At 59.1% G+C, this 12,945-nt stretch carries 13 protein-coding genes; 5 read left to right on the top strand and 8 right to left on the bottom strand.

All coding sequences use genetic code 11. From position 1 onward, the window contains the following. The 3 genes from AC1DLB_RS15305 to AC1DLB_RS15295 form a co-directional block, all read right to left on the bottom strand. Positions 1–673, bottom strand: a 673-nt coding sequence (locus AC1DLB_RS15305) for a sodium:solute symporter family transporter (RefSeq protein WP_477785222.1), incomplete at its 3' end; no start/stop codon positions are given. Further along, positions 670–981 carry a DUF485 domain-containing protein gene (locus tag AC1DLB_RS15300; protein WP_007939152.1) on the bottom strand — a complete coding sequence of 104 codons (312 nt, stop codon included), beginning with the start codon at positions 979–981 and terminating at the stop codon, positions 670–672. The genes AC1DLB_RS15300 and AC1DLB_RS15305, both read right to left, overlap by 4 nt. A gap of 196 nt (positions 982–1,177) precedes the next feature. After that, positions 1,178–2,029 carry a glycine betaine ABC transporter substrate-binding protein gene (locus AC1DLB_RS15295; protein ID WP_018925103.1) on the bottom strand — a complete coding sequence of 284 codons (852 nt, stop codon included), beginning with the start codon at positions 2,027–2,029 and terminating at the stop codon, positions 1,178–1,180. A 285-nt stretch (positions 2,030–2,314) separates the two neighbouring features. Between AC1DLB_RS15295 and AC1DLB_RS15290 the strand changes: the two genes are divergently transcribed. Then, positions 2,315–3,910, top strand: coding sequence for a glycoside hydrolase family 17 protein (locus tag AC1DLB_RS15290; protein ID WP_477785221.1), 1,596 nt, complete (start codon positions 2,315–2,317; stop codon positions 3,908–3,910). Positions 3,911–4,001: 91 nt separating this feature from the next. Here the strand turns inward: AC1DLB_RS15290 and AC1DLB_RS15285 are convergent, their stop codons facing one another. Continuing rightward, positions 4,002–4,358, bottom strand: coding sequence for a hypothetical protein (locus AC1DLB_RS15285; protein ID WP_018925100.1), 357 nt, complete (start codon positions 4,356–4,358; stop codon positions 4,002–4,004). Positions 4,359–4,579: 221 nt separating this feature from the next. Between AC1DLB_RS15285 and AC1DLB_RS15280 the strand changes: the two genes are divergently transcribed. After that, positions 4,580–5,878: a serine protein kinase PrkA gene (locus AC1DLB_RS15280; protein ID WP_018925099.1), complete on the top strand. Its 1,299-nt coding sequence runs from the start codon at positions 4,580–4,582 to the stop codon at positions 5,876–5,878. After that, positions 5,871–6,659, top strand: a complete 789-nt coding sequence (locus AC1DLB_RS15275; RefSeq protein ID WP_258612511.1) for an MlaA family lipoprotein — start codon at positions 5,871–5,873, stop codon at positions 6,657–6,659. Before AC1DLB_RS15280 ends, AC1DLB_RS15275 begins: the two co-directional genes overlap by 8 nt. Before the next feature lie 185 nt (positions 6,660–6,844). Here the strand turns inward: AC1DLB_RS15275 and AC1DLB_RS15270 are convergent, their stop codons facing one another. Next, positions 6,845–7,429, bottom strand: coding sequence for a DUF808 family protein (locus AC1DLB_RS15270; RefSeq protein WP_477785220.1), 585 nt, complete (start codon positions 7,427–7,429; stop codon positions 6,845–6,847). Between the two features lie 134 nt (positions 7,430–7,563). Here AC1DLB_RS15270 and AC1DLB_RS15265 point away from each other — a divergent pair, with 134 nt between their 5' ends. Then, a complete protein-coding gene (locus tag AC1DLB_RS15265) occupies positions 7,564–8,169 on the top strand; it encodes a TetR/AcrR family transcriptional regulator (protein WP_007939160.1) in 606 nt (201 codons plus the stop codon). Between the two features lie 71 nt (positions 8,170–8,240). Here the strand turns inward: AC1DLB_RS15265 and AC1DLB_RS15260 are convergent, their stop codons facing one another. The 3 genes from AC1DLB_RS15260 to kynU all read right to left on the bottom strand — a co-directional run bounded on the left by AC1DLB_RS15260 (position 8,241) and on the right by kynU (position 12,395). Continuing rightward, the gene (locus tag AC1DLB_RS15260) at positions 8,241–9,650 is read right to left on the bottom strand and encodes an amino acid permease (RefSeq protein ID WP_064619401.1); all 1,410 of its coding nucleotides are present in this window, start codon (positions 9,648–9,650) and stop codon (positions 8,241–8,243) included. 74 nt (positions 9,651–9,724) lie between these two features. After that, positions 9,725–11,038, bottom strand: coding sequence for an OprD family porin (locus AC1DLB_RS15255; RefSeq protein ID WP_477744255.1), 1,314 nt, complete (start codon positions 11,036–11,038; stop codon positions 9,725–9,727). A gap of 106 nt (positions 11,039–11,144) precedes the next feature. Then, a complete protein-coding gene (kynU, locus tag AC1DLB_RS15250; protein WP_477785219.1) occupies positions 11,145–12,395 on the bottom strand; it encodes a kynureninase in 1,251 nt (416 codons plus the stop codon). Positions 12,396–12,604: 209 nt separating this feature from the next. Between kynU and AC1DLB_RS15245 the strand changes: the two genes are divergently transcribed. Continuing rightward, positions 12,605–12,945: Lrp/AsnC family transcriptional regulator (locus AC1DLB_RS15245; protein WP_477785218.1), on the top strand; the 341-nt coding region annotated here is incomplete at its 3' end.

The raw sequence follows: 12,945 nt of genomic DNA, 5'->3' as shown, positions 1-12,945 counted from the left end.
CCATGAACGAGGCACCGGACAGCAACAGCACCGCCTTGATGATCTGCACCCAAGTAGTCGCCAGCATGCCGCCGAACAGCACGTACAGGCACATCAGGATACCGACCAGGATCACCGCAACGTGGTAGTCCAGACCGAACAGCAGCTGAATCAGCTTGCCGGCACCKACCATYTGCGCGATCAGGTAGAACGCCACSACCACCAGCGAACCGCACGCCGACAGCGAGCGGATCTGGGTTTGCCCCAGGCGATAGGACGCCACGTCGGCAAAGGTGTACTTGCCCAGGTTACGCAGGCGTTCGGCGATCAGGAACAGAATGATCGGCCAGCCCACCAGGAAGCCGATCGAGTAGATCAGGCCGTCGTAGCCGGAGGTGAACACCAGGGCGGAGATACCCAGGAAGGACGCCGCGGACATGTAGTCACCGGCAATCGCCAGACCGTTCTGGAAACCGGTGATCTTGCCACCCGCCGCATAGTAGTCGGCGGCCGATTTGTTGCGCTTGGACGCCCAATAGGTGATGCACAAGGTTGCCCCGACGAATACCACGAACATCATGATCGCGGATACGTTGAGCGGTTGTTTCTGCACTGCACCTGTCAGGGCCTCAGCCGCCCAGGCGCCCGGTGCAAAGGCTGCGATGCTCAAGAGAGCGATTAGACGCCGGATCATTGCTGAGCCTCCTTGAGAATCGCATTGTTCAAGTCGTCGAATTCGCCGTTGGCGCGTCGTACGTAGATGCCAGTCAGGACAAAGGCCGAAACAATCAGCCCGACACCGATCGGAATGCCCCAGGTAATCGAAGACTCGGGGCTGATTTTTGCGCCCAGAATATGCGGCCCGTAAGCAATCAAAAGGATGAATCCTGAGTACAGCCCAAGCATGATCGCTGAAAGAATCCAGGCGAATCGTTCTCTCTTGCTAACCAGCTCCTTGAAGCGCGGGCTGTTTTGAATCGAGAGGTAAATGCTGTCGTTCATTGTTTTTATCCTCGCAGCACAGATTTTAGTTGGAACGTTATCCACTCTATGCGGCTGCCGGAGAGGTTCCAGACGACCTTAGTATTAGAACGACATGACGGTTTCTCCCCCTCCGAATTCCCACAGAAARCAAAAAGCCCCTTGGCATTTAAGCCAAGGGGCCTTGGGAGGTGCTGACCAGACGCTTCAGCTCAAATCATTTGGTCCATTCGGCAACGCGATCCGGGTGTTTAGCCACCCAGTCTTTCGCTGCGGCTTCAGGCTTGGCACCGTCCTGAATCGCCAACATGACCTGGCCGATTTCGTCTTTCGACGCCCACTGGAAGTTCTTCAGGAACTTCGCGACTTCAGGCGCTTTGGTTGCCAGTTCTTTACTGCCGATGCTGTTCACGGTTTCAGCTGCGCCGTAAACGCCTTTCGGGTCTTCCAGGAAGCGCAGTTTCCACTTGGCGAACATCCAGTGCGGCACCCAACCGGTGACGGCAATGGATTCGTTTTTCTTCTCGGCACGGGTCAGCTCGGCAATCATGCCGGCGCCGGAACTGGCCTTGAGGGTGTAATTGTCCAGACCGTAATCCTTGATGGCCTGATCGGTCTTGAGCATCACGCCTGAACCGGCGTCGATGCCGACGATACGGCCCTTGAAGCTCTCGTCGGTTTTCAGGTCCGCAATCGACTTGGCCTTGACGTACTCCGGCACGATCAGACCGATTTTCGCATCCTTGAAGTTCGGGCCGTAGTCGACGACCTGATCCTTGTTCTTCGCCCAGTATTCGCCGTGAGTCACAGGCAGCCACGCCGACAGCATGGCGTCGAGTTTGCCGGTGGCCACACCTTGCCACATGATCCCGGTGGCAACCGCTTGCAGTTTCACGTCATAACCGAGTTTCTGTTTGATCACTTCAGCAGCCACGTTGGTCGTGGCGACGCTGTCCGACCAGCCGTCCACATAACCGATCGTTACTGCCTTGCCTTCAGCGCTGGCTACGGTAGAACTGATTGCCAGCACCAAAGCGGCACCTGCGCCCAAGAGTCGTCGCATCTTCATCGTTACTTCCCCGAAAGTGCTGCACTCGACGGATGCCGAGTCGCTCAACGTATTTTTATGGTGCACAGCGCCCCCATCACGCCGACCGCAAACTCGCTCGATTATCAGTGGAGTACTGACGTGTCGATCATCAACCTGACGCCAACAGTGACCTGCTCTGCCAGCGACCTCAAGACATCGAGAAACGACATCAGAAGGCCATTAATCGCGACCGCTAAAAATGCATAGGCCATCCCGCCTGAACTTTGCATGTCAAAACCAAGCAGCCCACCAAGCGTAGGCCAAATGCAGGTAACATGCCCGGCTTTGCTCCCAGACGGCCTGAACATGCCCGCGACATCACGCTTTCCTTTTTTGGCTTATCTTTTCGCTTGCCTGCTGGGGCTGTTTGCCCTCGGCGGCTTCTGGTACGGCCTCGGCAAACCGGTGATCCTGCCGGACGTGGTCAGCGCAACGCACAAGCTGCAATGCGCCTCCTACACCCCGTTCGACAAGGACCAATCGCCATTCGACGTGCCGTTCAAACTGCGCCCCGAGCGCATGGACGCCGACCTCGCGCTGCTGGCGACCCGTTTCGAATGCATCCGCACCTATTCCATGACCGGCCTCCAGGATCTGCCCGACCTGGCGCGCAAGCACGGCTTGAAGCTGATGATCGGCGCCTGGGTCAACAGCAACCCGGTGGACACCGCCAAGGAAGTCGACCTGCTGATCGCCTCGGCCAATGCCAACCCGGATGTGGTGACCTCGGTCATCGTCGGCAACGAAGCCCTGCTGCGCAAGGAAGTCACCGGCGCGCAACTGGCAACGCTGATCAATAAAGTCAAAAGCCGGATCAAGCAACCAGTGACCTACGCCGACGTCTGGGAGTTCTGGCTCAAACATCCGGAAGTCGCCCCGGCAGTGGATTTCCTGACCATCCATTTATTGCCGTACTGGGAAGACGATCCGTCGAACATCGATGCTGCGCTGCAACATGTGGCAGAAGTGCGCCAGGTGTTCGGCAACAAGTTCGCGCCCAAGGACGTGATGATTGGCGAAACCGGCTGGCCGAGCGAAGGTCGTCAGCGCGAAACGGCGCTGCCGAGCCGGGTCAATGAAGCCAAGTTCATCCGCAGCTTTGTGATCATGGCCGAGCAGCAAGGCTGGCATTACAACCTGATCGAGGCGTTCGACCAGCCCTGGAAACGCGCCAGCGAAGGGGCGGTGGGCGGTTATTGGGGACTGTTCGATGCCGATCGCCAGGACAAGGGCGTGCTCGCCGGGCCGGTCTCGAACGTGCCGTACTGGTCGCAATGGCTGGCGGTGGGTGGCTTGATCTTCATCGGCACGCTGATCCTCGGCGGTCGGGTTCGCAGCACCCGCGCAGCGTTGGTGCTGCCACTGCTCGGTGCCCTGGCGGCCTGCTCGATTGGCGCCTGGGGCGACCTGGCCCGCGTCACCACCCGATTTGCCAGTGAATGGTTGTGGGTAGCGTTGCTGACGGGGTTGAACCTGTTGGTGCTGGCCCATGCCGCGCTGACCTTGAGCGCCCGCACCGGTTGGCGTGGACGCGCCTTCAATGCACTCGAACGTCGAGCCGGCTGGTGGCTGGCAGCGACAGGTTTTGCCGCGGCGGTGATGATGCTGGAACTGGTGTTTGACCCGCGTTATCGCAGCTTCCCGAGTGTCGCCTTCATCCTGCCGGCGCTGGTGTACCTGTGCCGGCCGGTGAGAGTGCCTCGTCGGGAAATCGCCGTGCTGACCTTCATCATCGGCGCCGGCATTKCGCCGCAGCTGTTTCGTGAAGGTCTGCAGAATCAGCAGGCTTGGGGCTGGGCGCTGGTGAGTGTGTTGATGGTCGCGGCGTTGTGGCGCAGCTTGCGGGTTCGCAAAGGGTAATCAACACAGCAAGATCAAAAGATCGCAGCCTGCGGCAGCTACAGGGAAACGCATATCCCCGTGTAGGAGCTGCCGCAGGCTGCGATCTTTTTTATGCCCGAACCAGACGCAAAGCAGCAATCACCACCGCAAACACCGCCAACGTGGTGGTGTACAACGCCAGCGCCGGAAACCCGAGCACCAGCGCCAGTACCGCCAGCCACCACCCTGCCCGCCCCGGCAGCACAAAACCGGTCACGGCTGCCGCCACTGCCGCCCAGCCCAACACCTTGAAATGAATCATCAAACCCAGGTTCGAGCGCACCAGGCATTCCCAGCGACTGGCCTCGTCAACGCAGATGCCGACCCATTGAGCATCCTCCATGAAGCCATAACGCGCGCCATAACTGGCGGCCAGCCACAATGGCAGAAGAACGAGCAGCAGAATCACGGGCAGACGGCGGGACATGAAGCACTCCAATAAACGAAATCGGCCGCCAGCTTAATCCCCCGCCCGTGGTAAGCAAATAACATCAATTAACTGTTCATGAAATAACGGCAAAGTGTATCGTCCCGCTACCGTTGCTCCGAAATCAGGCCTGTTTGCGGCCGATGCATGGCACTTTGGCCCAAATCCGATGGTCATAGCCTGCGAACTTCATTTGGCACCTTCCTCTAAGGGATCTAGTCATGCTTCGTTCCTTGCGCTTCGTCGCCCTGTTTGGCGGCTTGCTTTTAAGTGCGTCCGTACTGGCGGCCGATATTGACGCCGCCAGTTATGGCTACCCCCTGACCAACCCGTTCGAGGCGACCATCGCCACGACACCGCCCGACTTGCGCCCGGAATTGCCGCTGGATGAAGACATCAATCAGTCGGACCGCAGTGTCACGATGCGCCCGGAGCGTGAGTTCAATCTGCCGGACAACTTCTGGCCGGTGAAAAAACTCACCTATCGCATCGCCACGCAGGATCATGCCGCACCGTTGATCTTCCTGATCTCCGGCACCGGTGCACGCTATGACAGCACCCTCAACGAATACCTGAAAAAGCTCTATTACAAGGCCGGCTATCACGTGGTGCAGCTGTCGTCGCCCACCAGCTTCGACTTCATGAGCGCCGCCTCGCGCTTCGCCACCCCGGGCGTAACCAAGGAAGATGCCGAAGACATGTACCGGGTGATGCAGGCCGTGCGGGCGCAAAACCCGAAACTGCCGGTCACCGATTATTTCCTGACCGGTTATAGCCTCGGCGCCCTGGATGCGGCTTTCGTTGCACACCTGGATGAAACCCGTCGCAGCTTCAACTTCAAGAAAGTCTTGCTGCTCAACCCGCCGGTCAACCTTTACACCTCGGTCACCAACCTGGACAAGCTGGTACAGACCGAGGTCAAGGGCATCAACAACACCACCACTTTCTATGAGCTGGTGCTGGGGAAACTGACCCGCTACTTCCAGCAAAAGGGCTACATCGACCTTAACGATGCCCTGCTCTACGACTTCCAGCAGTCCAAGCAACACCTGAGCAACGAGCAGATGGCAATGCTGATCGGCACTTCGTTCCGTTTCTCGGCGGCGGACATCGCCTTTACCTCGGACCTGATCAACCGTCGCGGCCTGATCACGCCACCGAAATTCCCGATCACCGAAGGCACAACCCTCACGCCGTTCCTTAAACGCGCGCTGCAGTGCGACTTCGACTGCTACATCACCGAGCAGGTCATCCCGATGTGGCGCGCCCGCACCGATGGTGGCAGCCTGCTGCAACTGATCGATCAGGTCAGCCTGTATGCACTGAAGGACTACCTGCACGACAGCCCGAAAATCGCCGTCATGCACAACGCCGACGACGTGATCCTCGGCCCTGGCGACCTGGGCTTTCTGCGCCGCACCTTTGGCGACCGTTTGACTGTTTATCCATTGGGCGGCCATTGCGGCAACCTCAACTATCGCGTCAACAGCGACGCCATGCTGGAGTTTTTCCGTGGCTAAATACTTCCTGCTGATCGCAGCGTTACTCTGTGCAGGCGTCGCCAATGCCGACAACAGCAAAGCCAACGCCCCAGTGGTGATCGATAAAGACGGCTTCAAGGAACCGCTGAGCAAACTCAAATTCAACCCGGGGCTGGACCAGCGCGAATTCGAACGCTCATCGCTCAACGCGCTGAACGTCTATGACCCGCTGGAGGAGTGGAACCGCCGCGTCTACCACTTCAACTACCGGTTCGACGAATGGGTGTTCCTGCCCGTGGTCAACGGCTATCGCTACGTTACCCCAAGTTTCCTGCGCACCGGCGTCAGCAACTTCTTCAACAACCTCGGTGATGTGCCGAACCTGGTGAACAGCCTGCTGCAATTCAAGGGGCAACGCTCGCTGGACACCACCGCTCGCCTGCTGCTCAACACCACCATCGGTGTCGCCGGCCTGTGGGATCCGGCCACCGCCATGGGCCTGCCGCGCCGCAATGAAGACTTCGGCCAGACCCTGGGCTTCTACGGCGTACCGGGCGGCGCCTACCTGGTGCTGCCAATCCTCGGCCCGTCGAACCTGCGCGACACCGCGGGCCTGGCGGTCGACTACACCGGCGAATCGGCGATCAATTTCCTGAACGTGTCCGAAGTCAGTTCCAACCACCCGGAAATCTGGGCACTGCGCGCTATCGACAAGCGCTATCAGAACGGCTTCCGCTACGGGCAGATGAACACACCGTTCGAGTATGAAAAAGTGCGTTACGTGTATACCGAGGCGCGCAAGCTGCAGATCGCCGAGTAACTCCATCGGCAGCAAAAAAGGCCATTCGATTTGCGTCGAATGGCCTTTTTCATGCGCGGCGTATCAAACACCACCTATCACTGTAGGAGCGAGGCTTGCCCGCGAAGAACGATAACGCGGTCATTCAGTTCAACCGACGCGCTCCATTCGCGGGCAAGCCTCGCTCCTACGGGACTGACCAGGTTTCAGGCTTTCACTGTCTTCCAAACCTTGCTGACAGCCATTACCCCAATCAGCACCGCCGCCCCTGCCACAATCCCGGCCACTGCATTGAGCAACGTCGGCACGATAAACCCGGCGCCACCAGACGCTGCGGTGACACTTTCGATCCAGTGATGCACCACCGGCACGCCATGGGTCAGAATCCCGCCGCCGACCAGAAACATCGCCGCCGTGCCGATTACCGACAGACTTTTCATCATGTACGGCGCCGCGCGCAGAATCCCGTCGCCGATGCTTTTAGCCATCTGGCCCGGCTTCTGGGTCAGCCACAGGCCAAGGTCGTCGAGCTTGACGATGCCGGCCACCAGGCCATAGACGCCGATAGTCATGACGATGGCGATGCCCGAGAGCACGATCACTTGCTGGGTCAGCGAAGCGTCAGCCACCGTGCCCAGGGTGATGGCGATGATTTCCTGCTGGGCGTTGAGCGCCAGATCGTCGCCCAGTACACCGGCGGTCTTCTTCGCGGCCATTTTGGTCATCAACGCTACATCGTCCAGTACGGTGGCGATGTCGTCGATCAGCACCAGCAAACTGCTTCCTGCCATGAATCGGGTTTCCTTCTTGAATGAATGGTGCGCAGCATAACGCGACCCGAGGCCACACGGGGCATTCTTGAGCGCCGCGCGAGGCCGGTGCTACCATGCGCAACCGCCAGAACAGGCAAGGAACCCCTTGGTTTATGAGCACTATCCGCGAGCGCAACAAAGAACTGATCCTGCGTGCCGCCAGTGAAGAATTTGCCGACAAGGGCTTCGCTGCGACCAAAACCAGTGACATCGCGGCCAAGGCCGGGCTGCCCAAGCCTAACGTCTACTACTACTTCAAATCCAAGGAAAACCTCTACCGCGAGGTCCTGGAAAGCATCATCGAGCCTATCCTGCAAGCCTCGACGCCGTTCAACGCCGACGGCGTGCCCAGCGAAGTGCTCAGTGGCTACATCCGCTCGAAAATCCGCATCTCCCGCGACCTGCCCTTCGCCTCCAAGGTGTTCGCCAGCGAAATCATGCACGGCGCCCCGCATTTGAGCCCCGACCTGGTCGAGCAGCTCAACGGCCAGGCCAGGCACAACATCGACTGCATCCAGACCTGGATCGACCGCGGCCAGATCGCCCCGATCGACCCCAACCACCTGATGTTCAGCATTTGGGCCGCGACCCAGACCTACGCCGATTTCGACTGGCAGATTTCTGCAGTGACCGGCAAGGCCAAGCTGGATGAGGCTGATTATGAGGCGGCGGCACAGACGATTATCCGGTTGGTGCTCAAGGGGTGTGAGCCGGACTGATAGCAGCCCAGGATCAATGCCGACTCGGCAGTCCATGAAAACTGCCGGTCGGGATTGCGTGTTTGCGCCCTCTAAACCTTCGGCAGCGGATTCAACACCACGGCTGCCTTGGGTTTTCTGAAGAAGATCCAGTAGACGATCGTGAGGATCAGCAGGAAAGGCACACCGAATACCAAGGTCATTTTGAAGGCATCGGTGAAGTAGGTGGTGATCATCACCGCGCCCATCAGCAGCAGCCCCAACAGCGTGGTGTACGGGAACAGGCGCATGCGAAAGGACAGTTTCCGTTCACCGTTGCGCTCGTGGTAGCGACGGAAACAGTAGTGGGTCAGGAAGATCATGAACCAGGTGAAGATCGCGCCGAACATCGAGATCGCCATCATCAAGGTGAAGGAGCTTTCCGGGTACAGCACATTGAGCAACGTTGCCAGGGCAATGCCGGAGCTCGACAGCAACAAGGCATTCAGCGGGATTCCGGTCTTGCTCAACACCCCCATGGACTTGGGTGCATAACCACCGCGGGACAGGCTGAACATCATGCGGGTGGTGATGTAGAGCTGACTGTTCATCGCCGACAACGCCGCAATCAGGATCACGAAATTCATCACGCCGGTTGCACCGGGAATGCCGATGGTCTGCATGACGGTGACGAACGGGCTCTGCGCTTGACCGGCCTGGACCCACGGCACAATCGCCAGCATCAGGGCCAGGGTCAGCAGGTAGAACACCACCAGCCGCACGATGGTCGCACGAAAAGCCTTCTTCACCGCCCGCTCCGGGTCCTGCGCCTCGCCGGCGGCCACTGCGATCATTTCCACGCTCAGATAGCTGAAGATCGAGACGATCACCGCAATCCACATGCCTTGCAGACCATTGGGAAAGAAGCCGCCGTGGGCGGTGTAATTGTGCACGCCGTAATCCGCGTTGCCGGAACCGAACACCACATACACCGCGAGGATGATGAAGCCGACAATCGCACCGATCTTGATGGTCGAGAACCAGTACTCGAAGGTGCCGAAGGTTTTCACGCTGATGGCGTTGAGCACGATCAGCATGCTCGAGAACGAAACAATCCAGATCCATTCCGGTACGTTGGCGAACCAGTACTTCATGTACATCGCCACCGCCGTCACTTCCGTGCCCACTGCCAGCACAATCGCCGCCCAATAGGCATAGCGCACCAGGAACCCGGCCAATGGGCTGACATAGAATTCGGCATAGGCGCCGAACGAGCCGGAGGTCGAATGGGCCACCGTCATTTCCGCCAGACAGCCCATCAACAGCAGGGTGATGATCGCGCCAATCGCATAGCTGAGCAGCACGCTCGGCCCGGCATAACCAATGGCGTAGGCACTGCCCATGAACAGCCCGGTGCCAATCGCACCGCCAATGGCGATCATGCTCATCTGACCCGAGGTGAGCTGGCGCCTGAGGCCCTGCTCACGCTTGGAGATGTTTTCAAAACCGGCGTTATCGGTCATTTTTCTTTCCTCTGAATATTGTCTTTCTTGAAGAGAGCAAATCGTTTGGGTTGCCGGTGGGGATCAGCCACGGATCAGAAAATATTCAGCGGATACTCGACGATCACCCGGACTTCGTTGTTGTCGGTGGTGTCCGCCCGGGCCACCTGGGCGGTGGAACGCACACTGGCCTGACGCACACGTATCGACAGGTCCTTGGCCTTGCCCTCCTGCACCACGTAGCGCGCTTCAAGGTCGCGTTCCCAGCGCTTGCCGTCACTGCCGTAACGTCCATAGGCACCATTGGGGCCGCCGTCGTAGTGGCTGTCGTCGATATGGTCACCGCTCACATAGCGCGACATGAAGCTCAGGCCCGGCACGCCAAAGGGCGCCATGTCCAGGTCATAACGCAGCTGCCAAGAACGCTCATTGGGCGCGTTGAAGTCGAGGATCTGTACCGAGTTGGCAAGGAATACCGAGGTGCCCGGCTGCTGATCGAAGCCGAGATAATCGAACGGTTCATCGCCATCGACCCGTTGGTAGGCCAGGGTCAAGCGGTGCGCGCCAACCTTGTACGCGGCGGCCAGCGACCAGGTAGTGTTGTCGATCTTGCCGGCCAGGCGTTGGCCATAGTCGTTGGTGCGATAGAGGTTGAAATCCAGGTTCAACGACTGGTTTCCGCTCAGGGCATAGCTGTAGTTGGCGTTGGCGTAGTACTGCCGCCAGATATCAGCGAACTGCGAACCGTACAGGCTGACGCTCAATTGATCGCTCAGGGCATAACTGCCGCCCAGATAATCGACGCTGCGGGTTTCCACCCCGGCATACAGTGCCTTGAGGGCGCCATCGTCGTTGGTCGACGCACTGTCATTGCCCGAGGTGAAGTGCCCGGCATCGAGTTGCAGTCCTTTCAACTCGTTGCTGGTCAGCTGGAAACCATTGGCGTAGGTGGTGAACAGGCGCGCCGAGCCGGTGCCGAACACCGGGTTGAGCGGTGTCAGATTGCCGTATTTGAGTTCGGTCTTCGAGATCCGCGCCTTGAGCGCGCCACCCGCTTCGGAATACTCATCCTCGGCGCGTCCATCGGAACCGACCGGCAACAAACCGGTGCCGGTACGCCCCCTGCCGCTGTCGAGCTTGAGACCCAACTGCGCGTAGGCGTCGACTCCGAAACCCACAGTGCCCTGGGTATAGCCTGAACGGTAATCGAGCATAAGTCCGTGGGCCCACTCCTCCCGATAGTTCTGGCCGCCCGGGTTGTTGAGGTTGTTGCGGTAGAAATAGAAATTGCGATGGGTCAGGGTCAGGCTGCTGTCTTCAACGAATCCATTGTCGGGTGCGGCATGGGCCACTTGGCCGAGACAGCTGGTAATGGCGAGCGGCAAGGCGGGCCAAAGGGACAATTTCATTCTGCGTGTTCCTTATTATTGTGTTTTCACAGAAGTGCTTATCGGAGGCGACCGAAGCCCTGCTGCCGGGAAATTCGCGGCAGCAGGACAAAGGCGTCGGGGGGTATCAGGTGACGCTGTGGCGGATCTGGAATTGTTCTTGCGACCAGGTTTTCTGATCAAGTATTTCGCCGAGGATCTGCACCGCATCCCAGACCTCGGTGAAGCGGGTGTACAGCGGGGTGAAGCCGAACCGCATGATCCGCGGCTCGCGGTAGTCGCCGATCACGCCACGGGCGATCAAGGCCTGGATCACCGCATAACCCTGGGGATGTTCGAAGCTGACATGGCTGCCACGCTTGGCGTGTTCGCGTGGAGTGACCAGGGTCAGCTCGTGAGCGGCGCAGCGCTGCTCGACCAACTGGATGAACAGGTCCGTCAGCGCCAGGGACTTGCTGCGCAGGCTGGCCATGTCGGTCTGGGCGAAGACATCCAGACCACACTCGATCATCGCCAATGAAGTGATGGGCTGGGTGCCGCACAAATAGCGGGCGATTCCGCTGCTCGGCTGGTAATGCGACTCCATGGCGAACTGCCGCGAATGACCGAACCAGCCGGACAGCGGTTGCGCCACCAGATCGCACAACTCAGGGGAAACCCAGACGAAAGCTTGCGAGCCCGGACCGCCATTGAGGTACTTGTAGGTGCAACCGATGGCGTAGTCGGCGCGCGCCTGATGCAGGTCGRCCGGCACCGCCCCGGCGGAATGCGCCAGGTCCCAGATGGCCAGCGCGCCGCATTCATGGGTCAGCGCGGTCAGGGCCTGCATGTCGTGCATGTAGCCGGTCTTGTAGTTGACGTGGGTGAGCATGACCACCGCGGTGTCCTGGTCAATCGCTTGCGCCAGCTCTTGCGGGCTGTCGACCAGACGCAGGCTGTCGCCCTGCTGCAGCATGTCCGCCAGACCTTCGGCGATATACAGGTCAGTCGGAAAGTTGCTGGTCTCGCTGACGATCACCCGCCGCGTCGGCGCTCGCATGGCCTGCACGCGCAGGGCGGCGCTGAGCACCTTGAACAGGTTGATCGAGGTGGTGTCGGTCACCACCACTTCGCCGTCACCGGCGCCAATCAGCCCCGCCAGTCGATTGCCCAGACGTTCAGGTAAATCGCGCCAGCCAGCGCTGTTCCAACTGCGGATCAGGCCATTGCCCCATTCATCGGCGATCACTGCCTGAGCACGCGCCAGCGCTGCGACCGGGCGCGCGCCGAGGGAGTTGCCGTCGAGATAGATCACCCCTTCGGGGAGCGCAAACTGCTGACGCAGAGGGGCCAGAGCGTCCTGCGCATCAAGCGTCAGACAATCGTTTCTTGTAGTCATTGGGTGTCCTGCTTTTTGAAAGAAGTGCCGTCCGGGCAGATCGCAATAGTCGGGTGTGAGTGTCGTGTTTCAGGCGTTATTTGCGCCTTCACGATGAGGAAATAATGAACGAAGCTTTAGAGAATTTTCGTGCAAAGTAAGCAGCCATCTAGTATTTATCTCGTAGAAAATTCGAATCCAACGCCAAATATCGAGGATTTATTCTAGCCATGACTCTCGACCCGACAGACCTGCGGATCCTGCATCTCTTGCAACGTGACGGCCGTATCAGCAACCACGAAATGGCAGAGAAAGTCGCACTGTCTCCGTCGGCCTGCTTGCGCCGTTTACGCTTGCTGGAAAGTGAAGGAATCATCACTGGCTATCGCGCGATGCTGAACGCAGAGAAGCTGGGAGTCGAACTGGAAGCCATCGTCCATGTGTCATTGCGACAGGACGTCGAGGACTGGCACGAGACCTTCATCAAGAAGGTCCAGTTGTGGCCGGAAGTGGTCACCGCCTACGTGATTACCGGGGCGAGCAACTATGTACTGCGGGTCCAGGCGCGCAA

The organism is Pseudomonas sp. 05N434 (assembly GCF_056396965.1).
Note: the sequence above shows the minus strand (reverse complement) of the source record. Positions and strands in the feature narration are given on the sequence as shown.